Origin of the sequence: Klebsiella sp. RHBSTW-00484 (genome assembly GCF_013705725.1) — a bacterium.
Taxonomy (GTDB): Bacteria; Pseudomonadota; Gammaproteobacteria; order Enterobacterales; family Enterobacteriaceae; genus Klebsiella.
In genome coordinates, this window is sequence record NZ_CP055484.1 from 16,202 (window position 1) to 40,013 (window position 23,812).

At 55.5% G+C, this 23,812-nt stretch carries 35 protein-coding genes and 2 pseudogenes; 32 read left to right on the forward strand and 5 right to left on the reverse strand.

The window, feature by feature from the left end; translation table 11 throughout:
* Positions 1 to 3: 3 nt before the first annotated feature.
* Positions 4 to 591, reverse strand: a pseudogene (locus HV213_RS31910) (DinB/UmuC family translesion DNA polymerase); the annotation flags it as partial.
* Positions 592 to 650: 59 nt separating this feature from the next.
* Positions 651 to 1,076, reverse strand: a complete 426-nt coding sequence (umuD, locus tag HV213_RS31915) for a translesion error-prone DNA polymerase V autoproteolytic subunit (RefSeq protein WP_032743916.1) — start codon at positions 1,074 to 1,076, stop codon at positions 651 to 653.
* 208 nt (positions 1,077 to 1,284) lie between these two features.
* Here umuD and HV213_RS31920 point away from each other — a divergent pair, with 208 nt between their 5' ends.
* The 10 genes and pseudogenes from HV213_RS31920 (at position 1,285) to HV213_RS31960 (ending at position 6,266) form a co-directional block, all read left to right on the forward strand.
* Positions 1,285 to 1,515, forward strand: a complete 231-nt coding sequence (locus HV213_RS31920; RefSeq protein ID WP_075808997.1) for a hypothetical protein — start codon at positions 1,285 to 1,287, stop codon at positions 1,513 to 1,515.
* Between the two features lie 170 nt (positions 1,516 to 1,685).
* Positions 1,686 to 1,880: pseudogene (locus HV213_RS33445) on the forward strand (hypothetical protein); the annotation flags it as partial.
* 71 nt (positions 1,881 to 1,951) lie between these two features.
* Positions 1,952 to 2,653, forward strand: coding sequence for a DNA methylase (locus HV213_RS31925; RefSeq protein ID WP_075808998.1), 702 nt, complete (start codon positions 1,952 to 1,954; stop codon positions 2,651 to 2,653).
* Complete coding sequence (locus HV213_RS31930) at positions 2,653 to 2,874, forward strand: hypothetical protein (protein WP_020804418.1); 222 nt, start codon at positions 2,653 to 2,655, stop codon at positions 2,872 to 2,874. Before HV213_RS31925 ends, HV213_RS31930 begins: the two co-directional genes overlap by 1 nt.
* 45 nt (positions 2,875 to 2,919) lie before the next feature.
* Positions 2,920 to 3,330 (forward strand): DUF1380 family protein, encoded by a 411-nt coding sequence (locus tag HV213_RS31935; protein WP_060415454.1) that lies wholly within the window; start codon positions 2,920 to 2,922, stop codon positions 3,328 to 3,330.
* Positions 3,331 to 3,376: 46 nt separating this feature from the next.
* On the forward strand, positions 3,377 to 4,144 hold the full coding sequence (locus tag HV213_RS31940) for a hypothetical protein (RefSeq protein ID WP_075809031.1): 768 nt from the start codon (positions 3,377 to 3,379) through the stop codon (positions 4,142 to 4,144).
* A 431-nt stretch (positions 4,145 to 4,575) separates the two neighbouring features.
* A complete protein-coding gene (locus HV213_RS31945; RefSeq protein WP_075808999.1) occupies positions 4,576 to 5,004 on the forward strand; it encodes an antirestriction protein in 429 nt (142 codons plus the stop codon).
* Positions 5,005 to 5,048: 44 nt separating this feature from the next.
* Entirely contained in the window at positions 5,049 to 5,555 is a 507-nt protein-coding gene (locus HV213_RS31950) for an antirestriction protein ArdA (protein ID WP_075809032.1), read from the forward strand.
* A gap of 41 nt (positions 5,556 to 5,596) precedes the next feature.
* The gene (locus tag HV213_RS31955; RefSeq protein WP_075809000.1) at positions 5,597 to 5,788 is read left to right on the forward strand and encodes a hypothetical protein; all 192 of its coding nucleotides are present in this window, start codon (positions 5,597 to 5,599) and stop codon (positions 5,786 to 5,788) included.
* 214 nt (positions 5,789 to 6,002) lie between these two features.
* Complete coding sequence (locus tag HV213_RS31960; RefSeq protein WP_075809001.1) at positions 6,003 to 6,266, forward strand: DNA polymerase III subunit theta; 264 nt, start codon at positions 6,003 to 6,005, stop codon at positions 6,264 to 6,266.
* A 347-nt stretch (positions 6,267 to 6,613) separates the two neighbouring features.
* Here HV213_RS31960 and HV213_RS31965 read toward each other — a convergent pair whose 3' ends face one another.
* Positions 6,614 to 6,766, reverse strand: coding sequence for a hypothetical protein (locus tag HV213_RS31965; RefSeq protein WP_181486540.1), 153 nt, complete (start codon positions 6,764 to 6,766; stop codon positions 6,614 to 6,616).
* Positions 6,767 to 6,830: 64 nt separating this feature from the next.
* On the reverse strand, positions 6,831 to 7,049 hold the full coding sequence (locus tag HV213_RS31970; RefSeq protein ID WP_181486544.1) for a hypothetical protein: 219 nt from the start codon (positions 7,047 to 7,049) through the stop codon (positions 6,831 to 6,833).
* Here HV213_RS31970 and ssb point away from each other — a divergent pair.
* The 14 genes from ssb (at position 7,048) to HV213_RS32040 (ending at position 17,714) form a co-directional block, all read left to right on the forward strand.
* Complete coding sequence (gene ssb, locus HV213_RS31975) at positions 7,048 to 7,605, forward strand: single-stranded DNA-binding protein (RefSeq protein WP_075809003.1); 558 nt, start codon at positions 7,048 to 7,050, stop codon at positions 7,603 to 7,605. The genes HV213_RS31970 and ssb overlap by 2 nt on opposite strands.
* 48 nt (positions 7,606 to 7,653) lie before the next feature.
* Positions 7,654 to 7,902, forward strand: a complete 249-nt coding sequence (locus tag HV213_RS31980; RefSeq protein WP_075809004.1) for a DUF905 family protein — start codon at positions 7,654 to 7,656, stop codon at positions 7,900 to 7,902.
* A 69-nt stretch (positions 7,903 to 7,971) separates the two neighbouring features.
* On the forward strand, positions 7,972 to 9,972 hold the full coding sequence (locus HV213_RS31985) for a ParB/RepB/Spo0J family partition protein (protein ID WP_075809005.1): 2,001 nt from the start codon (positions 7,972 to 7,974) through the stop codon (positions 9,970 to 9,972).
* 40 nt (positions 9,973 to 10,012) lie between these two features.
* Positions 10,013 to 10,447 (forward strand): conjugation system SOS inhibitor PsiB, encoded by a 435-nt coding sequence (psiB, locus tag HV213_RS31990; protein WP_100663258.1) that lies wholly within the window; start codon positions 10,013 to 10,015, stop codon positions 10,445 to 10,447.
* Positions 10,444 to 11,172, forward strand: coding sequence for a plasmid SOS inhibition protein A (locus tag HV213_RS31995; RefSeq protein ID WP_075809007.1), 729 nt, complete (start codon positions 10,444 to 10,446; stop codon positions 11,170 to 11,172). Before psiB ends, HV213_RS31995 begins: the two co-directional genes overlap by 4 nt.
* A complete protein-coding gene (locus tag HV213_RS32000; protein WP_022644947.1) occupies positions 11,169 to 11,492 on the forward strand; it encodes a hypothetical protein in 324 nt (107 codons plus the stop codon). The genes HV213_RS31995 and HV213_RS32000 overlap by 4 nt, the downstream gene beginning before the upstream one ends.
* A 795-nt stretch (positions 11,493 to 12,287) precedes the next feature.
* Positions 12,288 to 12,515 carry a hypothetical protein gene (locus tag HV213_RS32005; RefSeq protein ID WP_022644716.1) on the forward strand — a complete coding sequence of 76 codons (228 nt, stop codon included), beginning with the start codon at positions 12,288 to 12,290 and terminating at the stop codon, positions 12,513 to 12,515.
* Between the two features lie 92 nt (positions 12,516 to 12,607).
* The gene (locus HV213_RS32010) at positions 12,608 to 12,838 is read left to right on the forward strand and encodes a CCDC81 family HU domain 1-containing protein (RefSeq protein ID WP_020804025.1); all 231 of its coding nucleotides are present in this window, start codon (positions 12,608 to 12,610) and stop codon (positions 12,836 to 12,838) included.
* 48 nt (positions 12,839 to 12,886) lie between these two features.
* Positions 12,887 to 13,762, forward strand: a complete 876-nt coding sequence (locus tag HV213_RS32015; RefSeq protein ID WP_022644946.1) for a DUF4942 domain-containing protein — start codon at positions 12,887 to 12,889, stop codon at positions 13,760 to 13,762.
* Positions 13,763 to 14,581: 819 nt separating this feature from the next.
* Entirely contained in the window at positions 14,582 to 14,920 is a 339-nt protein-coding gene (locus HV213_RS32020) for a hypothetical protein (RefSeq protein WP_053390250.1), read from the forward strand.
* 54 nt (positions 14,921 to 14,974) lie between these two features.
* Complete coding sequence (locus HV213_RS32025) at positions 14,975 to 15,322, forward strand: hypothetical protein (protein ID WP_053390249.1); 348 nt, start codon at positions 14,975 to 14,977, stop codon at positions 15,320 to 15,322.
* A gap of 90 nt (positions 15,323 to 15,412) precedes the next feature.
* Positions 15,413 to 15,643 (forward strand): CCDC81 family HU domain 1-containing protein, encoded by a 231-nt coding sequence (locus HV213_RS32030; RefSeq protein WP_032744242.1) that lies wholly within the window; start codon positions 15,413 to 15,415, stop codon positions 15,641 to 15,643.
* Positions 15,644 to 15,689: 46 nt separating this feature from the next.
* Complete coding sequence (locus HV213_RS32035) at positions 15,690 to 16,523, forward strand: N-6 DNA methylase (protein WP_053390248.1); 834 nt, start codon at positions 15,690 to 15,692, stop codon at positions 16,521 to 16,523.
* A 648-nt stretch (positions 16,524 to 17,171) separates the two neighbouring features.
* Positions 17,172 to 17,714, forward strand: a complete 543-nt coding sequence (locus HV213_RS32040) for an antirestriction protein (RefSeq protein WP_053390246.1) — start codon at positions 17,172 to 17,174, stop codon at positions 17,712 to 17,714.
* A 22-nt stretch (positions 17,715 to 17,736) separates the two neighbouring features.
* On the opposite strand, the gene HV213_RS32045 is transcribed toward HV213_RS32040, so the two are convergent.
* Positions 17,737 to 18,231: a transglycosylase SLT domain-containing protein gene (locus tag HV213_RS32045; protein ID WP_053390245.1), complete on the reverse strand. Its 495-nt coding sequence runs from the start codon at positions 18,229 to 18,231 to the stop codon at positions 17,737 to 17,739.
* Positions 18,232 to 18,664: 433 nt separating this feature from the next.
* Here HV213_RS32045 and traM point away from each other — a divergent pair, with 433 nt between their 5' ends.
* From traM to traB, 8 genes are all read left to right on the forward strand, one after another.
* A complete protein-coding gene (traM, locus tag HV213_RS32050) occupies positions 18,665 to 19,057 on the forward strand; it encodes a conjugal transfer relaxosome DNA-binding protein TraM (RefSeq protein ID WP_053390193.1) in 393 nt (130 codons plus the stop codon).
* 237 nt (positions 19,058 to 19,294) lie between these two features.
* Positions 19,295 to 19,996, forward strand: coding sequence for a hypothetical protein (locus HV213_RS32055; protein WP_094898581.1), 702 nt, complete (start codon positions 19,295 to 19,297; stop codon positions 19,994 to 19,996).
* A 160-nt stretch (positions 19,997 to 20,156) separates the two neighbouring features.
* Entirely contained in the window at positions 20,157 to 20,318 is a 162-nt protein-coding gene (locus HV213_RS32060; RefSeq protein WP_172686697.1) for a TraY domain-containing protein, read from the forward strand.
* A gap of 64 nt (positions 20,319 to 20,382) precedes the next feature.
* The gene (gene traA / locus HV213_RS32065) at positions 20,383 to 20,751 is read left to right on the forward strand and encodes a type IV conjugative transfer system pilin TraA (RefSeq protein WP_064386081.1); all 369 of its coding nucleotides are present in this window, start codon (positions 20,383 to 20,385) and stop codon (positions 20,749 to 20,751) included.
* 13 nt (positions 20,752 to 20,764) lie between these two features.
* Positions 20,765 to 21,070, forward strand: coding sequence for a type IV conjugative transfer system protein TraL (gene traL, locus HV213_RS32070; RefSeq protein ID WP_032744112.1), 306 nt, complete (start codon positions 20,765 to 20,767; stop codon positions 21,068 to 21,070).
* Positions 21,071 to 21,088: 18 nt separating this feature from the next.
* On the forward strand, positions 21,089 to 21,655 hold the full coding sequence (gene traE, locus HV213_RS32075) for a type IV conjugative transfer system protein TraE (RefSeq protein ID WP_064386078.1): 567 nt from the start codon (positions 21,089 to 21,091) through the stop codon (positions 21,653 to 21,655).
* A complete protein-coding gene (gene traK, locus HV213_RS32080) occupies positions 21,642 to 22,376 on the forward strand; it encodes a type-F conjugative transfer system secretin TraK (protein WP_064386077.1) in 735 nt (244 codons plus the stop codon). The genes traE and traK overlap by 14 nt, the downstream gene beginning before the upstream one ends.
* Entirely contained in the window at positions 22,376 to 23,800 is a 1,425-nt protein-coding gene (gene traB / locus HV213_RS32085; protein ID WP_064386076.1) for an F-type conjugal transfer pilus assembly protein TraB, read from the forward strand. Before traK ends, traB begins: the two co-directional genes overlap by 1 nt.
* Positions 23,801 to 23,812 lie beyond the last annotated feature (12 nt).

Consider the following 23,812-nt stretch of genomic DNA (forward strand, 5'->3'; position numbering starts at 1 on the left):
GAGTCATAACCGTGCTACGGGCAAATCTGTCCACCTGGTTGTATAAGCCGGTGAAAGCATTTCACGTTTCATTTGCCATTCAGGGGCAACCCCCTGTCCTGCAAACCATACTTTCCCCAGGCCGGAATGGTTGATGCCATCGAGAACCTTCATCAGCTCATCACTGTGTGCTCTGGGCTGTACGTCATCAAACAGATTCAGCTGAGAGACGCCGGTCGGGGAGAAATCGTTCAGCATGATGCCGGCTTTGGCATAGCGATGGCCGGAGACCCAGATCCTGTCCAGCGCTCTGACTGCTGCAGTAATAATGTCCCGGGTATCCCGCGTGGGTGTCGTCAGCTTCTCTGTGGCCAGATTGCCATAGTAGGGCTCGTTGATGGCGAACGGCGAAGTTTTGATGAAAGCCGAGATATGCCGGCAGTACTGGTGCTCTCCGCGCAGCTTCTCCGCAGCGCGTTCTGCATGCTGGCAGACGGCCTGACGCATCGCCTCGTAAGTCGTGACGCGTTCTCCGAAAGAACGGCTGCAGACAATCTGCTGTTTGGGCGGGGGGGCTTCTTCCAGCGAGATGCACGGCTCCCCCCGCAGGTCAGGGCGAAACACCTTCTCGCAGCTGGCATAGAATGAGTTGACGTCGGCCAGGGCAAACATCAGTCCGCTCCGCGCGTCTTATGGATAAACGCGGTCACCACACCAAAAATCTGCAGCGTCTCCGGGTCAGGGTGAAGGGCAGGGTAGGCCGGGTTCATGGGCTGCAGTACCGGACGGGGCGTCAACAGAAGCCGTTTGACGGTAAATTCCCCCTCCATTTCGGCGATGACAATATCCCCGTGCACCGGCTTCTCTGCCTTGTCGACGACCATCAGGTCGCCTGAATTCAGGCCAATATCGGTCATCGAGTTGCCGATAGCCCGGACAAAATAGGTGGAGGCCCTGTGCCGGATGCAGTACTCGTTCAGGTCCAGCTCCGCTTCCGTGTAATCTGCCGCCGGTGAAGGAAAACCGGCGGCGCAACGCTCGGTAAAAAGGGGGAGGGTCATGACCCCGGGTTCCAGGGAGGCAGCAATAAACTTCATCTTTAGCGTCTCATTAACTGTATTTATATACAGTAATTATTTTGCCGCCTTTGTTTTTTTGCAAGCCTCTTTACGCAGCGCCGGGCTAAGCCGCTGCTGTGGTTGCGAAAAAAAATGACTGACTGTAAAAACGTGTGTCAGGATACCTGCGGTGACGGTATCCTGTAATATACAGAAAACAAATGAGTTTTTACCCGAGGAGGTGTTTATGTCGCCTGGATTCAGAAACGTTCTTCGCTTTGCCGGCGTCCCCGTCGACAGCAGCGAGCCGGTACGCAGGCAGTACGGCAGTCGCATGATTGGCATTGTGACGGTATGCCTGCTTCCGCTCCTGGTGTTCGACGTCCCGCTGTGGGTTTTCGTGCTCTCCCAGGTCATCTGGGGCACGGGCGTGTATATTGGCCTCTCCGTGGCCGGAGATAAGTCCCGGAACCGCTGATGCTTTGCCGCTGATTGTACGAAAAAAGAACAGGCGTGATGACGCCTGTCCTCCCGCGCTTCTCCGCTGTCTGCCTTCAGGTTATCCACAATCTTAAACCCCGCGTTTGTGGACAGGTATGCCGATACTCCTCCTTCCCCTGTTGTCGCTGAAAGCCTGCCACCCGCTGCCAGTGTCTCGCGTCCGGCCTGTTACGGGACGGGCGGTTTTTCCGCTCAGGCCCGGCGTCGTTGAGAGTGTACGCCAGTCCCTCGCCCTTTTAAGGAACGCCCTTCAAGCCGCTTTCGCGGCATATTCTCGCCGCCATAAAACACTGGCGGCTGCGATATTCCACGGTCGGCCTGACCCGTGACCGGACGCGATGAACAGGCAGCGTGCGGCAGGGAACGGTATCGCGGTGATACCTCCTGTCCCCTCTGACTACAGGAGTGCTGCCATGTCCAGATTCATTCTCGGGAACTGTATTGATGTGATGCGCGGATTCCCCGACCGTGCCGTGGACCTTATCGTGACCGACCCGCCCTATTTAGTGGGCTTTAAGGACCGTCAGGGCAGACAGATTGCCGGGGATGTGACGGACGAATGGCTGCAACCGGCTACGCAGGAGATGTACCGCGTCCTCAAAAAAGACGCTCTGATGGTCAGCTTCTACGGCTGGAACCGGGTGGACCGCTTTATGGCTGCGTGGAAGGCGGCGGGCTTCTACGCCGTGGGCCAGATTGTGTTCACCAAAGACTACAGCTCGAACCGCCGCAGCGCGAACGGACGTCGCGGATTCGTGAACTACTGCCATGAAGGGGCGTATGTGCTCGCCAAAGGCCGCCCGGTGCCGCCCCTCAAACCGCTGCCGGACGTGATGCCTTTCCCCTATACCGGCAATCCGTTACACCCGACGCAAAAGCCAGTCGAAGCACTACAGCCGCTGATTGAGTCATTCAGCGCCCCGGGCGCGATTGTCCTCGATCCGTTCGCCGGGAGTGCCTCGACCTGCGTCGCCGCATACCGCGCCGGACGCCGCTATATCGGCATTGAAATGCTGGCGCAGTACCACCGGGCCGGCACCGAACGACTGGCTGCCATGCGCCGGGCCGTCAACACTCCTGCGGCGAATGATGAATGGCTTCCGGAGGTGGCGTAATGAACTACAACGGACACGAAGCCCTGCGCCGCGATATGGCCGGGCTGGCGAACAACATCTGCGACCTGAAAACCACCCTGAAAGTGCTGGAAGACAAATACCACTACCAGCACGACGGACTGCCGGAACGGCTGGCTGGCGTGAGCCTGCGACGCCTCAACGTCCTGATGGACGAGGCATTCAATATCGCCCTGTTACTCGATGAATCTTTCAGAGACTGAATCCCGGGCGGCGAGGCCGCCCCACTGAATCACGGAGACAACACCATGCTGTATGGCACCCGTAAAGAACTGAACAAAAAACTTAAACGCATGTTTGGGAACGAAGAACGCTACGCCCTGCTGGTCTGGACGAAAGAAGACGTGATGGCCCTGGCCGGGAACATGACGGAGGCCGAGGCTCACACCCTGCTTGAGCTTATCGGCCGCACGGGAACGGGGGAGCACACCGAAGAAGGCGTGTCATTCCGCACCGTGCAGGCGCTGTACGCCGGGATTCGCCCGGGCATTCCCCGCGTGAGCGTCCCCGTAGATACGCTGTATCGCATCACGGATATTGCCGCACAGGCGATTAACGGAGAAGACGAGCATTCGCCGTCGCTGACGGTAGATCACTATCCGAGTGTCGCTGACGCTCAGGCAGAAATCGCCTGGCTGAAACGTGAACTGGCCGCCTGACCCGTCCGCCCCGCTGAACGGCGGGGCATTCACCGAAGGAAATAACATGAGAAACGACACACTCAACGCGCTGATACTCCGCCACGGCGACCGGATGCTAAAGGATACGGGCTGGCCGCCTTGCGTGGATATGATGCAAATCGCGCCTGAAACCATGCCCGGCTGGTCAGTCGCCACCGGCTCGCTCGATGCCGCGCAAATTCTGGCGCTGGTCACGCACCTTTGCCAGCCGCTGACATATGGCCGGGCCGGGTTGCTGACAGCCAGCGCCCGACGGCTGGCGGGAACCCCGGCGCGGCTGTATCTGTACCCGGCAAAGGGCTTTATGCCCCCGGAAAAACTGGCGGACGTCCAGACACTTCATCTGCCTTATGCACAGGAATGGCTGACGGCGGCAGAATGTGACGATCTGCTGGCTTTCCTGAAAGCCTCCCTCACGCAGATAGCGGAAATCGTCAGGCCGGATGCGCACCGCCTTGCCGCTGCGCTGAAACCGTCCGTCACGCCGCGACTGATGGACCGGCGGTTTGGTGACTGGCGCGTACTGGCTGACGAGTACGAGCATGAAAACTGGCTCGATGAAAACGACACTGACGTACTGGATGCCGTCCTTGACGCTGTTCTGGTGCGCGGGGCGTCGTTCTGCCCCATCCTGTTGACCGTGGTTAATGAACGACGGGAGGAAATCGAAGCCGCAGGCGTTATCACCGATATGCTGCGTTTCCCCGGCGACCCGGCCCGCCGCTGGCTTGATCGCCGTGTACTGCGCGAGGTGGTGAGTGAAGCCCGGGCGACGCCCGCACAAACTGAATGATGATGGAGGGGGAAGAAAAATCACTTCCCCCCACTGACCGGCGCGGGATGTCCGTATGCGATAAGGATGTCACCGTGCCGGCTCCGCATTCACCCGGCCCGGGTTCCGGGCCTTTTGGGTGAAAACCCGCCTCTGTTATCGCCGTGTCGTGTGCGGGCTGTGCCGTGCCTTCACTTTAGCCCGGCCGCTGCAGATGCAAGGGTGCGCTGACGCCGCCATCCTCGCCCGGTCGCAGTGTTTTTAATGAGTCTCGCCGTTCTTCCCGTCGTTTTCTCGCTCAAATTTCGCTCCAAAACCGTCCAGACCGGCTTCGCGCTTTATCTGCGCTGCGGCCTCCGGTGTCGCCCCTGCATCTTCCGCTTTTCGCCGGGCTGTCGTGTCGGCACGGCACCGCCCGGTGTCGCAGTCCATGTGATTACGGAGGTTTTACCATGCAGTATGTGACAACACGCCCCGTCCTGAATGTTGAAGAGTGTGACCGCCTGTCTTTTATGCCCTACATGTTCGGCGCTGATTTTATGCTCGCAGAATCGCAGGTGTATGCGCTGGCGAAACAATGGATGCCTGAATACAGCAGTGAGTTCTGGCACTTTATCCGGCTGCCAGAGGGCGGCGGTTACATGATGCCGGATTGTGGCCGGGTTCATCTGGTCAACAGTGAAAACTGGTTTGATCGCATTGTGAGCGCCGACGCAGCGGGCATTATTCTGACATCGCTGGCCGTTAACCGTCGTCTGGCGGCAAATCATGACAGCGGCAACCCGGCCCTGACTCACCTTTACATGCTGCGTGATGCCCAGCTCTGGAATCACATCACCCTTCACCCGGAATGCAACGCCATTTACGCCGCGCTGGACTGATTAACGACCGGGGCGGCTATGCCGCCCCGAAGGGAGACGAAAAAATGAATTCATCCATCACCACTCCGGCCGTCTACGTGGGCACGTATCACCAGTACAACTGCGGCAGTATTTTTGGCAAATGGTTTGATTTAACCGATTTTGACGACGAAGACGCGTTTTATGACGCCTGCCGGACGCTGCACGCTGGCGAGGAAGACCCCGAGCTGATGTTTCAGGACATCGAGGGCATCCCGTCACAGTTTGCCTCTGAATCCTCTGTTAAGTGGGCGTTTATTGAGGCTTTCCGGCAGGCACAGAATGACGGGCGCGCCGCCGCCTTTGTGGCCTGGGCGGAATATACCGGCGAGTGCGACTATGACGCCTTTGATGACGCATATTACGGCGAAGCGGAAAGCGAGGAAGATTTTGCTTATGGCTTTGTTGAGGACAACGACCTGTTAAACGAGGTGCCTGAATCCCTGCGCGTGTATTTCGATTATGAGGCATACGCGCGGGATTTATTCAGCAGCGGGTATGTGTTTCATGACGGTTATGTCTTCAGAAACTGAATAATGTCCGGCGGGGAAGCCCGCCGGTTAAGGAGAAAAAAATGAAACTTGCACCACAAAGCCGCGAGATCCTGCGCCAGTACAAAGCCCTGATTAATGCCCGCCGCCGTGATTCCGGTCAGCGGGAACTGACCACCGCCCAGGTGATGGATGAAATCTGCTATTACATGACCTGTCAGTGTGCCGTCTACATCGGCGGACACTTCATTTTACAGGGCGGCAAGGGCCAGTAAGCAGTAAGCTCGATGGCAGGCGTCCGGGCCGGAGGACGCCTGTCTGCCCGCGCGCAAAACCCTGGCAGGCTGCGCCTGCCGGAGAGAAACATCGCCGCGCCTCCGGCGCCGCGCATTCTCCTCTCCTGTCTTCCTTCCCCATTATCCGTCGATGAAGTCTGTAAATGCGCGTAGTATCCACAGTATCTTTCTGGAAAACGTTGCAGGTGTAGATATGTCAAAATGGAATATCGCCTCATTCTCAAAAGACGAGCAGGACAAAGTCTCCGTCGATAAAGCGGCCGCCGCTGTTGCATGGCAGGAACGCATGAACAAGCCTGTTGTTCACGAACTCGTTGAGCGGGAACAGCCCGAACATCTGCGCGAATATTTTCGTGAACGGCTCCGGGGGCATCGTCTCAACAGCCAGCAGCTGCCGCGCGCAAATGCGCCCGAATACCAGAAGCCCGAAGACGGTGGCAGTGAGTCTCTGTCCTGACCGGAATTCTTTCTGTCTCTGTCTCTGTCTCTGTCTCTGTCTCTTCCGCTGCCTCTGAATCTGAATCTGCCTCTGCCTCTGCCTCTGCTTCAGCTTCTGGCTTTGCCTCTTGCTGCTATTGTTGTTGATGTTGTTGATGTTGTTGATATTGCTGCTCTTCCTCTTCCTCTTCCTCTTCCTCTTCCTCATTTACTTTTCACACAATCTGCCATCGGGCCACCTTCGGCTCCCGACCGCTGCGCGTCCGGTCGTCGAGCCACACTCCGCTAACCGCGAAAGGACGCGGTAAGCTCCGCCGAACCCGCCAGGCGGTTTCGGGCCTGCCGGCTAGTGTCTGATGTCTGACGTCAACGGCAGGCTTGCAGCATCCGTTCCGGATGCGCCGCCCCAGTCGCGCCGTCACCTGCGCTTTTCGCACCCCGGCAAACTGACGCCGGGCTGTAAGGCGCAACGCCGTTTCGCGCCCGCGCGTTTCGTCGTTGCGGCGGGTTACTGCTCATTCCTTGCCTGGTTTTTTCACCCCTTTGAGTCCATTCGCCGGGGCTGAGACAAGCACAGTCGCTGTCAGCCGTCCAGGGTAAATGGCACGCGGTAAACCGCGCCCTGGACATCTGCCATCGCCGGTGCTCGTTTACGCCCTTGCGGCGAACGGCTCTCAAACGGGTGAAGGTAACAACCAGCGGGCACGTTCAGCAGGTCCCCGCAAAAGTCAAAACCGCGGCCCCGGCAACTCAACGGGTGATGGTTTTTAAAAGCAAACAACAGAGTAAGGAGATTCATCATGGCAGCACGTGGCGTAAACAAAGTCATTCTGGTCGGGCATCTGGGGCAGGACCCGGATGTGCGTTATATGCCCAACGGCGGCGCAGTGGCAAACCTGACGCTGGCCACGTCCGAAACATGGCGTGACAGGCAGAGCGGGGAACTGCGCGAAAACACCGAATGGCACCGTGTTGTCATGTTCGGCAAGCTAGCGGAAGTGGCTGGCGAATACCTGCGTAAAGGCGCGGAGGTCTACATCGAGGGCCAGATGCGCACCCGTAGCTGGCAGGACGATACCGGAGCCACGCGCTATGTCACCGAGGTGCTGGTCGGGCAGAACGGCACCATGCAGATGCTCGGCGGTCGTCGTGGAACTGGTGAGCCTGAGAGCGCCGTGCCGCAGCAGCCCGCGCAGCCGCAGGATCCTGCTGCCCCGGCTCAACCTGCTCAGGCCCCGGCTAAATCCCCGAAAGCGAAGGGCGGTAAAAAAGGCCGTCAGAGCGCCACTCCGTCTCAGCTTCCTCCCCAGACTTTCCCGGACGATTACCCGCTGACCGATGAGGATGTGCCCTTTTAAACCATGATGAACACGCCCCGCTCAGGCGGGGCAGAAAAGGAGAAACACATGGACCACAACGTTTTGTCCCCCCTTGAATCCCTGCCGGATGGCACCTTCACCCGTAGTCAGGCGCAAGCGGTCGCGGCGCAGTATCAGAATGTGGCGATTGAAGATGACCAGGGTACCCATTTTCGCCTTGTCGTCCGTCATCAGGATGACGACAGCATGGTCTGGCGTGTCTGGAATTTTGAACCGGGCGGTGAGTTCCTGATGAACCGTTATATCCGGGACTACGGAGTACGTAGAGCGCAATAAGCCGTAAGAGGTGCCGGACAGGTGGGCTGTCCGGCAGACAGTCATCAATAATCTGAAGGAGTATTAACTATGTCAGTGACCGAGTCTAAAACAAAAACCCCCGCGAAAACCAGCAAAAAAGCAGTGAAACCAGCCGAATCCGCCGCCCTGAAAGCCGCGCTTGAGGCCGCACAGATTGAGATGGTGCTGCTGTCAGCACTGGTCAAATCCCCGCTGAACGTCCGTACTATCCCGTATCCGCCGGAGAGCGTGCGGGAAATGGCTGACTCCATTCTCGCGGTCGGCCTCATTCAGAATCTGGTGGTTCATACCCTGCCGGACGGACTGTCGGGCGTCGCAGCGGGCGGTCGTCGTCTGGCGGCCCTGCAGCTTTTACAGCGCGAGCAGCGCATCGATGCCGGGCATCAGGTCATCGTCAAGCGCGTCAGCGACGAACTGGCGGTGGTGGCCTCAATGGTCGAGAACAACAACCGGGTGGCGATGCACCCGGCAGAACAAATCAGCGGTTTCCGCACGTTGTCTGAGCAGGGAAAGACCCCGGCGCAAATCGGGGACCAGCTGGGCTACAGTTCGCGCCACGTCCAGCGCATGCTGAAGCTCGCCAGCCTTGCCCCGGAGCTTATCGCCCTGCTGGCAGAGAACACGCTCGATGTGGAGCAGTGTCAGGCGCTCAGTCTGGAAAGTGACCCGGCGCGTCAGATACAGGTATATGAGCAGGTGAAGGCTTCATACAGCAACGCTCCGGCCCATCTGCTGAAACGCGCCATCACGGACACCGAAATATCGGTTCGCGACGCCCGCTTTATGTTTGTCGGTCGTGAAGCGTATGAGGCCGCAGGGGGCGAAGTGCGCGAGGACCTGTTCAGCGTGCAGGAGGGCGACGGAACGGCAGACGGGGTGCTGGTCGGGCGTCTGGTGCAGGAAAAAATGGAGTCCGCCGCGCTGGCGATTGAAATGCAGGAGGGCTGGTCATGGTCACTGGCACGGGAAGGGGCTGTGCGGAACTACGGTGACGACCGCGAGCATTATCTGGTCCTGCCGGAGCCGGAGGGCGAACTCAGCGCTGACGAACAGCAGCGTCTCGATACGCTGTACGCCACGCAGGAAGCCACTGAAACGTTTGAGGACGAAGCCGCCATTCAGGTGCTGATTGACGAGATTGAAGATGCAGCATCGATCCGGGCATGGACACCGGAGCAGAAAGCGGCCTGTGGCGTGGTGATCAGTCTGAGTGACGGCGAGCTTCGCATCCAGCGCGGTGTGCAGAAGAAGGCGCAGGCGGCGGTCGCTGACGGACAGGAAAGTACCGTTTCTCAGGCTTCCATCCATGTGGTCGCCAGCAGCACCCCGGATGTGGCAGAGGGTATCAGCGTACCGCTCCTGAAAAAAATGTCGTCCGAGAGAACGCTGGCGGTACAGGCGGAACTGGTCAGGCAGCCACAGAAAGCCGTGGCCCTGATGGTCTGGCGGCTGTGCAGTTGCGTGTTCCACTACTGTATCACCACCCGGCACCCGTTCGTGATGCGTCTTGAGGTCCACCACAGCGGCCTCACCAGCGAAGCCCCGACCGGAGAAGAGGGTCAGGCATGGCAGTCGCTTATGCAGGAGAAAGCCCGTCTGGAGGCGCTGCTGCCGGAGGGCTGGAAGAACGATTTTACCACCTTCTTTGCCCTCGACGGACAGACCCTGATGTCGCTGATGGCCTTCTGTACCGCCTGTTCCGTGGACGGCGTCCAGACCCGCGAACACGGGCATACCCGCCGCAGTGACCTTGACGGTGTCGAGGCGGCACTCGGGTTCCACCTGCGTGACTGGTGGCAGCCAACGGCGGATAACTTCCTCGGGTTACTCAGCAAAAATCAGATTGTGGCGGCGCTGAAAGACGCCGGACTGACCGGGGCCGCCTCGGATGCTGAAAAAATGAAGAAAGGCGATGCCGCCAGTCATGCCGAACAGTGGCTCTCCGGGACCCGATGGGTGCCGGGATGGATGCAGTCCCCGGATGCTGCAACGCCGGAAGAAGTAAACATCACGCCTGACACTGACGAACCTACCTCACACGCTGCCTGATAACGGAGACGCCGCCCTGCGGGGCGGCGATAAGGAGACGATGATGCGCAATATTATTACCCCCGAAGTCCTGAACACCATGATCCCACAGGAGTACGAAGACTGGCGCGAAGGAGGGGAGGATTTGCGTCGCGAACTGACCCATGCCGTGATGCGTGACCTGAACTGCCCGGATAACTGGGACATGAACGGGGAGTACCGCAGCGAGTTCGGGGGCTTTTTCCCGGTACAGGTCCGCTTCACGCCTTCACACGGTAACTATCATCTCGCCGTGTGCAGTCCCGGCGATATCTCTCCGGCCTGGATGGTGGTGTTTATCCCCGCCAGCGGTCGTCCGTTCTCGGTTATCAGCACCCTGTCTGACTGGTCGCCGGAAGCCATCAGCCACACGCTGAGTCTGGTTGCCCGGCTCGATACCGATGGCTACAGTCAGGCCAGCATCATCAGCATGCTGGTCATGGAGGGCGCACAGTGAACGCATCAACAACGTCTCTGGTGACCCTGAAGCCAGCCCGACAGGCAGCGCTGCAGGCGATCCTGTCGGTGGAGGAATCTCGCCGTGTCAGTGCGCGTCTGCCCGCCATGCCACACGTGCGCACCTTCCTGCGTCTGCTGACCGGGAACAGCCGCATGAACACGACCGTGGCGCAGCGCATTCCCGGCCTCAACTGGGACCCGAAGCATCGCCTGACCAGCCTCAAACAGGTGGAGGAGGCGCTTGATGAACTGATTGCCAGCCACGGGGAGTGCTGCCCGCTGCCGCTGCCGGTGGATGTTCAGGCTGAACTGTTCCCGGAGGTGCTGCATACCCGGACCGAACGCCGGTTACAGCGCAGAAACATCGCGTTCACCCGCAGGATGCGCCGGGAAGAACGGACGCTGGCGCATCACTGGCGGCTGCGGCAGAACCTGCTGGGGCAGGCCGTCACGGAGCTGAACTTTCAGTCCCCGGAGACGGTCAGCAGCTGGTACCGCCGGTGGGCCGAAGAGTTTGACGCGCGCGAGCTGGAGCCGGCTTTCTGGCACTGGCGGTCGCGGTTTGCCTCGCTGGCGTCCCTGGACTGGCTGCGTGACGCGAAGGAACCGCTGTACGGTGTCATTCATGAAATCGGCTTCATTGTGCGTGACACCCCGGAGGCTGTGCGTCAGGCAGAGCGCTGGCAGGTGCCGAACAAGCTCACAGACCGGAGGCGGGGATGAGGTGGCGTTACTCCCTGCGCTGGAAATTACCATCACCGTGTCCCGGTCCGCATGAACTGGCATCCGAAGTGGTGGAGGCCGGACAGCCTGCGCCCGAATCCATTATGTCGCTCTGGGTGGCGGGCGCCGGGTATGCGGTGTGCGTGGATTTTCCCGATGAGCGGCAGATTAAGCGCTGGAGCGATGAGCGCAAAGCCGCTGCGCGTCGAAGGAATCTTGAGCGGCGGGTCAACAAAACAGCGCCTCTGTTTGCTGATGAGCTGATAGATCGGGAGCTTGAGAGGCGACCAGACTATTTCCGGGGAAAATCTCAGACCTGAATCTGGTTAAGCACGGTTGAGGCGTGCATCGATGTGGAGCCTGCGACATCTGACAGACAAAGTGCACAAAGTCGGATAGAGAGAGGAGCGCTGACGCGCCCCTCTTTTTCCTGGCACTTCATTATCGCCCTCAAATCCTTTGCCTCTCTGATATTGCTTTCTGACAGCGTGAGTATCGCTGTTTCTTTCTGGCAGGCCTGACCAGGGGACACCTTCGGCTCCCGACCGCTACGCGTCCGGTCGTCGAGCCACACTCCGCTAACCGCGAAATGACGCGGTAAGCTCCGCCGAACCCGCTCGCGGTTTCGGGCCTGCCGGCTAGTGTCTGATGTCTGACGTCAACGGCAGGCTTGCAGCATCCTTGTCAGGATGCGCCGCCCTTTTACGCGCCGTGACCTGCGCTCCCTGCATCCCGGCAAAAAAAACGCCGGGACGTAAGGCGCAACGCCGTTTCGCTCGTCGCGCCCCGTCGTTGCCGGGGTGCCTGCCCTGGTGCTCCGTGCGCCTTTCACCGTTTAAGCCCCTTCGCCCGGGAATATCCCGCCACAAACCGCCTGGCTGTCCAGTACCGCTGATGCTCTCCGGCGACATTTTTTGCCGAAAACCCGACAAATAATGTCGCCTCCGTACCGGACATCTGCACCGGCCCGTGTCTGTTCTTTCCCGTTGCGGCGAAGGTTCTCAAACGGGTGAGGTTCACAACCCGGAAACAACCGGCAGCCACCCCACGAAACGTCAACACCGCGACGAATGAAACTCAACGGGTGATGTTCTTTAAAAATCAGGAGGAAAAAAATGCAGACACAGGCGATGCGTGTTTATCAGATCACATTTACCGGACGCGATGCAAAAGGCGTTATTCCGATGTTTACCCGCGTGAAAGCCATGACCGGAAAGGGCGCGATTAAGGCGTTTATTGAGCGTTACAAACCTGTTCAGGGCTGGTTTCTGGGCGATCCCGAAGACATTACCGACAACGTGCAAAAGGAGGCAGAAGAAGCAGAGAGCAAAACGCAGAGATGAAAAAAGCCGGGTAAACCCGGCTTGTTCCACGCCGCAGAAATCGCAGCAACGATTTTTTGCGGCTTCATTAACTACCAAAGGAAGTTAACTCAATGATCCTTTCTATTGTTTCACCGTCTGACGGCGCTGTAAAGCCCCGCCGTCATTCCCGCATCCCCCGCGTCGATATTCCCGCACCGGAAATTGACCCCACGCTCAGGGCATTCGGGCGGCATATCGCAAAAAGCATACGCAAGGGGCGTGGTGTTCACATCCCCGCGATGAAAAACGCCGATTTTGGTCAGGTGCTCCGCACCCTCGAACTGACACGCGCATTTAACTAACCAGGTGAGCCGCTCCGAAAGGGGCGGCAACAGCAGAAGGAGGACATCATGAATCACACCACCACACAGGCTGTCAGCGTCGACATTACCCCCCATAGCGGCGCGGGAGAGGTCATCCCGTCTTTGCCCGTCGAGCGCATTGTGGCGCAGCGTAACAGTGGCGTGGCGGCTTTTCTGGAAGCCATAAGGCTGCTACGTGACGCGCAGAAACTCATTTTTGAAGCATCCGGGCGCGGGTGGATCTCAGGCATGACCGAAATCATCGAACGCAGCCTGTCAGCCGACTGCAGCACCACGCGGGAAGCCGCCTTAAAACGCAGTATCTGCCGTTATGCCGATCGCGACATCTGGACGCGCCTGATGAATGACACGGGCATGTTTACGCTGATGAGCGAGGCGCAGCGCAAGGAGTGGGACACGCAGCTCTACAGCGACGACTGCCCCGAAATCACACTCGACAACGTGATCGCCACGTTCCGGGCGCTTAACGCCAGCAAGGGAGAAACGTTTGAGCAGGGCGTGATTGACGTGTTCCGCAACCTCTCATGGGACTATAAAACGCATAACCCGTGCTTTCTGGGAAAAAAAATTATCATTGATGGTGTCCTGGATAATCATCGCGGGCTGTATTTTTCCGTGCGCACGTATGCACAGAACCGCATCGATGACCTTGCCCGCCCGTTCTGGATCCTCGACGGAAAGACCATACCCGATAATCGCGTCTCCGAGGGGGCAAACCTGAGCGCGTTTATCAGTCAGGGCGGTGCGAAGAGCGTGGGGGAGGTGTTTACGTGCGAGTATTTCACAGTACGCACATACAAAAAAGGCTCCGCGCACGTCACCTTTACCCGGCCAGACCTGGTGGAGAAGGTGAACGACATTATCGCGCGGCACTATCCGGGGGCGCTGCCGCCGGTGGTCTGATGCACTGGCGGGGGACTCGTTCCCCCGTCACTGTCTGACCGCCCGCCGAAAACCTGCCTGCGGCGCGTGGCAGGGCTGCGCTGACGCGCCGCCACGGCCACTCTGTCACAGGTTTGGTATCTCTGTTTCGGGCTGACTCTGGCTGTTCTGCTGATATCTTCCCCTGTTCCATTCTCTCTTCTGCTGTTTCTTTCTGACAGGCCAGACCCGGGGACACCTTCGGCTCCCGACCGCTGCGCGTCCGGTCGTCGAGCCACACTCCGCTAACCGCGAAAGGACGCGGTAAGCTCCGCCGAACCCGCCAGGCGGTTTCGGGCCTGCCGGCTAGTGTCTGATGCCTGACGTCAACGGCAGGCTTGCAGCATCCGTTCCGGATGCGCCGCCCCTTTTACGCGCCGTCACCTGCGCTTTTCGCACCCCGGCAAACTGACGCCGGGCTGTAAGGGGCAACGCCGTTTTCGCTGCCGCTTCTCCGACGTTGCGGCGGGTTCCTGCTCTTTCCTTACCTGGTGCCGTTTCACCCCTTTGAGTCCTTTCGCCGGGGCTGAGACAAGCACAACCCGTCTTGCCGTCCATGCACTGCTGGCGCACGGCCATAAAAAATTTTTGCCTGAATCCGCAAAAACTTTTCACGTCCGGCATGGACGGCTTCACCGGGCCGTGCTCGTTTACGCCCTTGCGGCGAACGGCTCTCAAACGGGTGAAGGTAACAACCAGCGGAGCAGAGCAGCAGGTCCCCGCAAAACGTCAAAACCGCGGCCCCGGCAACTCAACGGGTGACGGTTTTAAAACCTCAAAGTCAGAAAAAGGAAAACACTCATGAATACCCGCATCGTTCATTCCATATCGTCCGTTCTGCGTACTGATGGCTTTGTGCGCAACATCCACGCCGCTAACCCGTTCGATGTTATCCGCGCCGATGTGGTGCTGGCACGCATCGAGAAAGAGGCGGGGCGCTGCTGCGGGATGCATTACGAGCTGTATCAGGCGCGCGTGCTGGGCGATGCGCTGGATTATCTGGGCGCGCTGCCGCTGAAAGACCGCCCGGCATTCATGGGTGCGGCGGCAAAACGTGGGTATCTGCTGACGTTAGCCGAAGAAGAGTGTGCGCAGGAAGCCCGCGATGTGCTGCTGAGTGAACTGGCGGCAAACGAGTAGACAACCCCGGATGGCGGCATGTAGCTGCCATCCCTTAACCCGAAGGAGAAAACCATGCACTTACATCTCACCGAATCCTCAGCCCGTCCGGGAATGCAGGTCACAGCAGAAGCCGAGCGCGAATACTGGCTGAGTCGCCAGAAAGCAGCGGTGAAAGCGCCCGCTGAAATCGATGTTCACGCCTTCCATGATGCGCTGGGTCTGATGTACCCGCTCAACTGGTCAACGAGTGAGAGCGGTGGCTGGGAGACGTTCATGCTGCAGGAAATGGTCTGTGGTGACGTGACAGAGATTTATGCCCGCTACGGAGCCAGATATTTCCGGCTGCGGGATGTGTGCAACCTGAGCCATGCGCAGATTAAAACGCGCATTAAGGAGGAATTTAACCTGTTCCGGAAATGAAAAAAGCAGGGAAAACCCTGCTTTATCCACGCCGTAAAAGTCGCGGGAACGATTTTTTCGGCTTCACATACACGATATATGGAGGTCTGTATGACCCTGACTATTCTTTCACCTTCCACTGAGGCTGTAAAGCCCCGCCGTCACCAGCGCATTCTGCGCGATGACATCGCCGCGCGGGAGATTGACCCGGCGCTGAAAGCCTTCGGACGGCATATTGCCCGGAGCATTCGCAAGGGGCGCGGCGTCCATATCCCGGCGATGAACAACACCGCCTTCGGGCAGGTGCTCCGCACGCTTGAACTCAAACGCGCATGTAACTGATAAGGTGAGCCGCTCCTTCGGGAGCGGCAACAGCGGAGGTAATTGTATGTCGCAGCTGAGTTTTGCCGATGTGTTCAACATGGCCAGAGAAACCGCTGAGAATAGCCCTGTGATCCAGGTCAGGGCGCAGGTCGCGGAAGTGGTGCCTTCTGTTCAGCGTTTGATGAGTGAGCAGCACAGCCGGAGCCGGTTTATCCACGTGTTTAAAGACACGGGTCGCCATCTGGGACGCTGGGAGGTGTTCAGTGATTTTCTGTCACTGGCCGCCAGTGAACTGGATATGGCCCGGATAAGAGCGCCGGAAAGCATTGAGCACTGCCGGAAAATCTGCGCGCGTTATGAGGCGTCAGATATCGCGAAGATGCAGGAGATGTTCTGCATGATGGTGTGCGCACTGGAGGCTAAATTTCATGATTTCCTCGGCGCCATTTTCATGGTGCTTGAGCTGGGCGATAACTTTCGCGGGCAGTATTTTACCCCATATCCGGTCCAGTCCCTCATGGCCCGGATGCTGATGCCGGGCGTCAGGGACACTATCCGCCGGGAAGGGATAGCCACGGTCAGCGACCCGGCCTGTGGTGCCGCCGGGATGCTGATTGCGTATGCGGAGTGCCTGCTTGAGGCAGATATCAATCCTTCCATGCACATGTTCGGCAGCTGCATCGATATCGATCCGGTGGCGGCGGATATGGCATTCATCCAGCTGTATGTGCTGGGAATAGCCGCCGAAGTGGTGACGGGGAACACGCTGACGATGCAGATCCGGCGGGTAAGATACACCCCCGTGTATTATCTCAATGAGTTCGAAAAACGTCTGGCAGACCAGAACCGATACCGGGCTATGCTGGAGTTTATGCGCGGAATACCGGAGGCTGCGTAAATAACCGGAAGGGCAGGGGATAACCTGCCCGACTGCGGAAAAAAGGCCGCGCACCTGCGGTGCAGACTAATACCGGCTGCGCTACGCGCCGCCCGTATTAGTCCGTCGCGGGTTTCTCTCTTCATTAATATTTATTTGTCACTGTTATATTTCATCCGGCATCCTGCTGTTTATCTCTTCTGGTATTTACCCTTTGCGCTGAAAATAATAAAAACTGGTCCGGGCGTCGTCCCTGGCGGGACACGGCTGTCGTGAACAGAGCCAGCAAGCTGTCTCTGCCCGGCCCTTCGGTAAACCTCCGGGCAGCGGGCTTCCATCCTGACGCAAATTCAAAATTGCGCTTGCTGCATCCTTATCAGGATGCGCCGCTGTCACCGTGGCGATAAATACCCGCCACTCTGATGGCCGGAACGTGAATTCGATAAAGACCGAATTGGCGTTCCGGGTTGTGTGCATGCTCACCCCCGCGCTATATCGCCCGACATCATCTTTTCGCGGAGGGCGGCTTTTAGCATCAGCCGTGGCGAAAATAAAGGGGTATATAAACGCTTCGCGCCCCTTTATTTCCTCCCCGTCGGCTGCAAATTGCCCTTTGCCGCTCAGTGATGAAGTCGAACGATTTAATAAACCGCGAAGGAGAAGTTCAGCATGCACACAATTAACGTCAACACCAAGGTCAACACCGCCACTCGTGAATCAGACGAACAATTTAAAACAGACAAATATCTGCGTTATGCAGTGACCGATGGTGATGAGCGTCTGGATTTTATCCCGGCCCTCTTTTTTACGCCGTCAGCAGATAATATGGCGGCTAGCTGGTTACGCCAGCACTCCGATTACGACGGTGGTTTCTGGTCTTACTGGATCATTCCGCAGGGTGTCGGCGGAAATATCACGCCTAATCGCATCCAGTTCATCACTACGCAGACCGGGTATATCGCACCGGAAGGAAAACAGTCTTACAGGATGCGCATCCCCGGCAATTATTTTGACGGTGACGTCAGCGCCGATGCTGCAGGAATTATTGCTACACTAATGATAATGAACTGGCTGTCATGGCAAGTGGCTGATATGGGACCGGAATATGCCCGCGTCTGTAAATATCTTGTTTCCCGTCAGGATGCGCTGAAAGATTATCTCAGCATTATTCATCATCCCGAACGGCATTTAATCTGGCGGGCGATAGACTAATCATATACCTGAAAAAAAGACCTCATTCATGAGGTCTTTCGTTTTTAACCAGCCGGGATTGTCCGGCATTTTTATTTGCCTTGATGGCCCGGTAGATAGCTTCAATCTTTCTGGCATATGCCAGTCGTCGCATGGCCTGCCTGTCCGTTCTGCGGAATCCTGCGTTGTAGGCACCGACTGCCTCCCAGCTGACGCCCCACTTCTTAAACGCCAGCGCCAGATAATACGCACCGGTATAAATATTCAGGCAGGCATCCGTCAGAAGATGTTCCGGTTTAATACCGAACTCCGATAACCGGGCATGGTGCTGCGAATCGATTTGCATCAGTCCGGCACCGTAGCCCGATCCCGGATTTTTTCCGATGGCATTCACCACCCATTTAGACTCCTGCCATGAAATAGCCCGGAGCAGATCCGGATCTATTTGATAATCCCGACCCGCCATATCAAAACAATCCGTAGCCCATGCAGGCGTGGATATTAAAAGCAGGGCGGCAAACGCCAGTTTTTTTCTCAAAAGACTCCCTCCGGGCCGATTCCTGCAAATACGTTAACCCAGACCAGGGCCAGACTCAACAAATATGCACTCCTCACCACAAAATCACCACACACTACGCAAAATTAAAATTTTGCAGATTTGCATTTAAGAACAGTGGTTTAGTGTGAGTTAAATTAATTTATTTAATATAAGATTATACGATAGCGAATCGTCAATGAATTACCGACGATTCATTAACGAATCGCTAATGAATCGCTTACGATTCATAATATTAAATTCAGGTGGTTAAGGTGAATTGACTCTAGATTCAATTCGTGATGTGATTCGCCTGGTGAATTGCAAAAAAACAGTATGAATCTAGATTCGATTCACGATTCGAATCGTGGACGATTCATGCGTAATGGCTGGAGTTTATAAAATATGAAATCTGGATTTTTATAAGGAGTATGACGTGGCTAAAGTTCAGGCTTATGTCAGTGATGAGGTTGCTGATAAAATTAATGCGATTGTTGAGAAAAGACGTGTTGAAGGGGCAAAAGATAAGGACATCAGCTTTTCAAGCATATCAACAATGTTGCTGGAACTAGGCTTGCGTGTTTATGAAGCTCAGATGGAACGCAAAGAATCTGGTTTCAATCAGATGGCCTTCAACAAGGCCTTACTGGAAAGTGTGATTAAAACGCAATTTACAGTTAATAAAGTTCTCGGCATTGAATGCCTGAGTCCTCATGTCAGTGGAAATCCGAGATGGGAGTGGCCGGGACTTATTGAAAATATCCGGGATGATGTTCAGGAGGTTATGCTCCGATTTTTCCCTGACGAGGAGAGCGAAGACGAAGAGTAGAATAAGACTTTTCGTAGAAAGGTGATTGATTGTATAAATAGAGTGCTTTTTTATTCAAGGATGAATAATTGTTCTATTCATTGATGATTATTCAGAATAAAGATCTATGCTTATTTGGTGACTTTATTGAAAGTGAGTTTTATAATTCAGGTGTAGTTTAAAAATTGAGAAACATTAGCGTCAGAGGATGCACCCTCTGACGCTAACTATCCATAGAACCTTCTAAGGAGGCAACCTATGTGTGCGAAGGATCGTAGTCAAAACTCAGTATGCAGTCAAACGGAATTGGTGAATTCTTTATTCCATCTGGCTGATGTTTCGTCTTGTCCATGTCTCATTCGGGATTCATCGGGTATCATCGTCCATAGCAATCTATTGTTAACTTCAAAAATTTTAGAAGATATTAATATAAGTAAGGTTTTTTCTCTATTCTCACACTCTGATTTAAGATCTCTTAACGAGGAAGATGTCCGTGTAATTACATATGGAGGGGGGAAAATCGTTGATGGTGTTACGATCGGTAAATATAATTGTAGCATTTTAATTGAAGGTTTTTTTGTATGTGACAGGGTTTATACGAAGTGGACTTTTGTTAACATTAAAACTCTGGATTTTGATTTTTCCGATAAGTTGGTTTCCTTTAAAAATTCTTTTCTCGATCTTATATCTTCTTTGGCTAAGGAGAACGTTAATAAATGGTATGTGCTACATTTACACTCCTTCGGCTTTACTCATGGTCAGATCTCAAATCTTATTGGTATTAGTGAGAAAACATCGAGAAATTATTCCTTGGAAATACGAAGGGTATTAAAGGTTAGTAACCAGGATGAATTAATTTTACTTCAAATCTCATCATCACTTTACCATATACTCATTTCTAATATATCAAAGCCTCTTGCCCGAAAAGGGTTTTCTATAATCAAAGGACATTTCCGGTAAATGAATGTAAGTGGGATTTACTCAAAATCCCACCTTTATTTGTTTACTTTTGTTCTTGTCAATGTAAACTTTATTAAAGTTTATTAACTGTTTTTTTGGAGGACGATTGGAAAGAGCGGTTAGGAGTAACGCACGATCTGCGCCAGGAAAAAATGTGCTTCTGAAGCTGGATGAAGAGACTAATCGTCGGCTAATCAAAGCTAAAGACAGAAGCAGAAGAAGTAAAACGTCTGAGGCATATTTGCGATTGAAAGATCACCTTGAACGTTTCCCGGATTTTTATAATTCAGAAATCACTGAGCCAGGAGGTAAAAAGACATAATAAATTATGTAGTTTAAAGTTTTCTAGCTGTTTTAAATAATCATTCTTTTTAAAGGAAATAAATATGAATGCTGTATTAAGTGTTCAGGGAAATGCTTTCTCTGAAGAAACCAAACCGTCTTTTATGTCACGCGTTTTCAATAAAAAGACAGCGCTGAAAGTGACCAAGGCTGCGCTGCCGTTGGCTGTTCTGGCATCGTTCTTCCCGGACGTTGCTATGGCCACCACCACCGCAACAGACCTGATGAAATCCGGTGATACCACCGTGAAAGGCACCTTCGGCAAGTCTTCCAGCGTGGTCAAATGGGTTGTTCTGGCTGAAGTTATCGCGGGCGGCATCATGTATATGATGACCAAAAACGTGAAGTTCCTGTTTGGCTTCGCCATCATTTCGACCTTTATTACCGTCGGTATGTCGGTCGCAGGTTACTAACAGGATAAAGGTGATGACGGGAGACGAATTAAAGAAATACCGTTTCCCGGAAACACTGACAAACCAGTCCCGCTGGTTTGGTTTATATCTCGATGAGCTTATCCCGGCCGTCATTTGCCTCGGCTGGGGTTTCTGGACCAGTAAGTTCCTCTTTGGTATAGCTGCAGCGGTACTGGTTTTCTGGGGTATTAAGAAACTCAAAAAAGGGCGGGGCAGTACCTGGTTGCGCGACCTTATTTACTGGTATCTGCCGACATCCCTTCTTAAAGGATTTTTTCACGATATCCCGGACTCCTGTTTCCGGCAGTGGATTAAATAAAACAGTGGGGAATAACACATGGAACATGGCGCCCGACTCAGCACCTCGCGTGTCATTGCGCTGGGATATATCTGTATGGGGACAGTCCTTCTTCTCAGTCTGTCTACCAATATCATTCTGGGGATTAATAACTACCGCCTTCAGAACGAACAGAAGGTGGCGGTGACTCCCATGCTGTTCAATGCGCCTTTCGCTGTTTCTCAGAATCAGGCGGACGCTTCTTATCTTGAACAACTGGGCATGAGCTTTATTGCATTACGTCTGAATGTCACGCCGGAAACGGTCGACGCCCAGCATCAACAGCTGCTCCGGTATGTATTACCTGCCTCACAGAACAGTCTTAAGGTCCAGCTGGCTGAAGATGCGAAGCGGATAAAAGACAATAACGTGAACTCCACTTTTTATATGACGTCTGTTCGTGCGTATCCGGCAGAAAATCGGGTGGATTACCGTGGAGAACTGAAAACCTGGATAGGGGATTCTGCGCCCTACAGTGAAATTAAAAGTTACGTCCTGCAGTTTAATCGTGTTGATGGTGTCAGCTGGCTGGCGCGTTTTGGAGAAATAAATAATGAAAATAATTAACCCGTTATTTATCTCCGGTTGCCTGTTTTTTTCGCTACCTGCGATATCGGCCACCCTCAGCGGTACGCTGGCACCGACTGTTGTACCCCTGGCCAACGGCGGACAGGCAAACATCGCTGTCAGCAACACAGACCCAAACCTCTTCACGGTACCAGGAGACCGGATCACCGCCATTAACAGTCTGGATGGCGGGCTGACGAACCAGGAGCAGACCGACAGTGGCGGGGCGATCCTTGCTACGGTCAGCAAGAAACCATTCACGTTTATTGTGGAAACAGAGCGCGGCCTCAACTTTTCTGTCCGTGCGGTGCCGCGTGCCGGAGTGGGCCGGACTATCCAGCTGGTATCCGAGCTCACTGGCACGCCCGGGCCGGCTAAATCATGGGAGGAATCCAACCCGTATGAAAGCGTTCTTGTTTCGCTGAACCGCGCTGTTCGCCAGGGCCAGATCCCTGATGAATACCAGTCCATCCCTGTCACATCAGAAGTGTTATCCGTGCCTGCCGGCCTTCGCGCCACGGCGGCCCGGGTCTGGACCGGTCACCATCTAAAAGTTGTTCTGTACAACGTTGAAAATGTAACGCTGTCGGCGCGAAACATCCGGGAAAGCGATTTCTGGCAGGCGGGAACGCGCGCCATCATGCTCAGTGGCTCCGCGAGTCAGCTGGTTGGCGGTGGTCGCATGCAGGTCTGGGTCACCACGGCAGAGGAGTCACGTTGATGGCCAACTTTAATACGCTAATCAAACGTAAACAGTATCTCTGGCTGGTCCTCATTCTTGTCGGTGGTGCATGTGCGATTGCTGGCGGGATGTATCTGTCCGATCTGAATCTGAGTTCAGAAGAAGAAGCCCCCGTACAGGGTGAACCGGCGCCGGACATGACCGGGGTGGTGGACAGCCAGTTCAACAGTAAGGTGGAGCAACATGCGACCACGGAAATGCAGGCCACTGCAGCAGATCTGAATAAGCGCTTTGGCGCTCTGCAGGGGGAAGTGGATTTGCTCAGTAAAGCGCGCAGCGCAGACCAGATCCGTATCGACAAACTCAGCAATGAAAATGTGGCCATGCAGGAGCAACTGAAGACGCTGGGCGTGAAACCAGCCGTGTCTGGCGGCGAGCCTGCGCCTTCGCCACCCTCGCCGCCGCCGGGACCGGAAGGGGAGCCGCAGCCGGCAAATTTCCCCGCGCAGTCTGGTGGTGCAGTCCCTCCGCCAACAGCGTTCTATCCTGGCAATGGCACCGTGCAGGCTCCACAGGTTAGCTATCAGGCCGTACCGGTACCGAACCAGATACAGCGCAAAACGTTCAGCTATGACCGCGGTAAGAAAACGAAGTCACTGCCCTACATTCCGTCAGGCAGCTTTGCCAAAAGCAAGCTGATCGAAGGTGCTGATGCCAACGCTTCCGTTACCGGGAATGAATCAACCGTACCGATGTCGCTGAGAATTATTGGGCATGTGGAAATGCCGAACAGCAAAACCTATGACCTGACGGGTTGCTTTGTCGGCCTCGAAGCCTGGGGGGACGTATCGAGTGAGCGCGCCATCGTTCGCACCCGCAATATCAGCTGTATCAAAGGCGACAAAACTATCGACCAGCCGATAGCCGGGCACGTCTCTTTCATGGGCAAGAATGGCATAAAAGGGGAAGTGGTGATGCGTAACGGAAAAATCCTCGGCTGGGCCTGGGGGGCAGGCTTTGTTGAAGGGATTGGTCAAGGGATTGAGCGAGCTTCGCAGCCAGCTGTTGGTTTGGGTGCCACAGCCTCCGTTGGCGCCGGTGATGTCCTGAAAATGGGGATTGGCGGCGGATCATCGAAAGCGGCACAGACGTTAGGCGATTACTACATCAAACGCGCTGAGCAGTATCACGCGGTGATCCCGATCGGCGCGGGCAACGAAGTCACCATAGTGTTTCAGGACGGTTTCCAGCTGAAAACTATTGAGGAGCTCGAAGCGGAGAAAAATGGACAACAGCAGGCGCAGAACCAGGAGCAACCCGAACAACCTGAGAGCAGGTCAGAGCAATCCGGCGGGAACCTGAATGGTTTTAATACCGATGAGATGCTGAAGAAGCTGGGCAAGCTGGACCCGCATCAGTTCTCGCCGGGAGCCATGTCGAGGGGCGAAAACTCAGGTCAGTAAGTCAGGGTATCA

Coding starts and splice junctions, on each gene's coding strand:
- HV213_RS31960 (WP_075809001.1), top strand. CDS start 6,003: ATGTCAAAATGGAATATCGCCTCATTCTCAAAAGACGAGCAGGACAAA.
- HV213_RS31950 (WP_075809032.1), top strand. CDS start 5,049: ATGAATTCATCCATCACCACTCCGGCCGTCTACGTGGGCACGTATCAC.
- HV213_RS31935 (WP_060415454.1), top strand. CDS start 2,920: ATGCTGTATGGCACCCGTAAAGAACTGAACAAAAAACTTAAACGCATG.
- HV213_RS31925 (WP_075808998.1), top strand. CDS start 1,952: ATGTCCAGATTCATTCTCGGGAACTGTATTGATGTGATGCGCGGATTC.
- HV213_RS32055 (WP_094898581.1), top strand. CDS start 19,295: ATGTGTGCGAAGGATCGTAGTCAAAACTCAGTATGCAGTCAAACGGAA.
- HV213_RS31970 (WP_181486544.1), bottom strand. CDS start 7,049: ATGATGAATCTCCTTACTCTGTTGTTTGCTTTTAAAAACCATCACCCG.
- HV213_RS31955 (WP_075809000.1), top strand. CDS start 5,597: ATGAAACTTGCACCACAAAGCCGCGAGATCCTGCGCCAGTACAAAGCC.
- HV213_RS31985 (WP_075809005.1), top strand. CDS start 7,972: ATGTCAGTGACCGAGTCTAAAACAAAAACCCCCGCGAAAACCAGCAAA.
- umuD (WP_032743916.1), bottom strand. CDS start 1,076: ATGAAGTTTATTGCTGCCTCCCTGGAACCCGGGGTCATGACCCTCCCC.
- HV213_RS32000 (WP_022644947.1), top strand. CDS start 11,169: ATGAGGTGGCGTTACTCCCTGCGCTGGAAATTACCATCACCGTGTCCC.
- traK (WP_064386077.1), top strand. CDS start 21,642: ATGAAAATAATTAACCCGTTATTTATCTCCGGTTGCCTGTTTTTTTCG.
- traE (WP_064386078.1), top strand. CDS start 21,089: ATGGAACATGGCGCCCGACTCAGCACCTCGCGTGTCATTGCGCTGGGA.
- HV213_RS31945 (WP_075808999.1), top strand. CDS start 4,576: ATGCAGTATGTGACAACACGCCCCGTCCTGAATGTTGAAGAGTGTGAC.
- HV213_RS32025 (WP_053390249.1), top strand. CDS start 14,975: ATGCACTTACATCTCACCGAATCCTCAGCCCGTCCGGGAATGCAGGTC.
- HV213_RS31930 (WP_020804418.1), top strand. CDS start 2,653: ATGAACTACAACGGACACGAAGCCCTGCGCCGCGATATGGCCGGGCTG.
- traA (WP_064386081.1), top strand. CDS start 20,383: ATGAATGCTGTATTAAGTGTTCAGGGAAATGCTTTCTCTGAAGAAACC.
- HV213_RS32020 (WP_053390250.1), top strand. CDS start 14,582: ATGAATACCCGCATCGTTCATTCCATATCGTCCGTTCTGCGTACTGAT.
- HV213_RS31940 (WP_075809031.1), top strand. CDS start 3,377: ATGAGAAACGACACACTCAACGCGCTGATACTCCGCCACGGCGACCGG.
- traB (WP_064386076.1), top strand. CDS start 22,376: ATGGCCAACTTTAATACGCTAATCAAACGTAAACAGTATCTCTGGCTG.
- HV213_RS32010 (WP_020804025.1), top strand. CDS start 12,608: ATGATCCTTTCTATTGTTTCACCGTCTGACGGCGCTGTAAAGCCCCGC.
- traL (WP_032744112.1), top strand. CDS start 20,765: ATGACGGGAGACGAATTAAAGAAATACCGTTTCCCGGAAACACTGACA.
- HV213_RS32040 (WP_053390246.1), top strand. CDS start 17,172: ATGCACACAATTAACGTCAACACCAAGGTCAACACCGCCACTCGTGAA.
- HV213_RS31965 (WP_181486540.1), bottom strand. CDS start 6,766: ATGAGCAGTAACCCGCCGCAACGACGAAACGCGCGGGCGCGAAACGGC.
- psiB (WP_100663258.1), top strand. CDS start 10,013: ATGATGCGCAATATTATTACCCCCGAAGTCCTGAACACCATGATCCCA.
- HV213_RS31980 (WP_075809004.1), top strand. CDS start 7,654: ATGGACCACAACGTTTTGTCCCCCCTTGAATCCCTGCCGGATGGCACC.
- ssb (WP_075809003.1), top strand. CDS start 7,048: ATGGCAGCACGTGGCGTAAACAAAGTCATTCTGGTCGGGCATCTGGGG.
- HV213_RS32015 (WP_022644946.1), top strand. CDS start 12,887: ATGAATCACACCACCACACAGGCTGTCAGCGTCGACATTACCCCCCAT.
- HV213_RS32005 (WP_022644716.1), top strand. CDS start 12,288: ATGCAGACACAGGCGATGCGTGTTTATCAGATCACATTTACCGGACGC.
- HV213_RS31920 (WP_075808997.1), top strand. CDS start 1,285: ATGTCGCCTGGATTCAGAAACGTTCTTCGCTTTGCCGGCGTCCCCGTC.
- HV213_RS32030 (WP_032744242.1), top strand. CDS start 15,413: ATGACCCTGACTATTCTTTCACCTTCCACTGAGGCTGTAAAGCCCCGC.
- HV213_RS32035 (WP_053390248.1), top strand. CDS start 15,690: ATGTCGCAGCTGAGTTTTGCCGATGTGTTCAACATGGCCAGAGAAACC.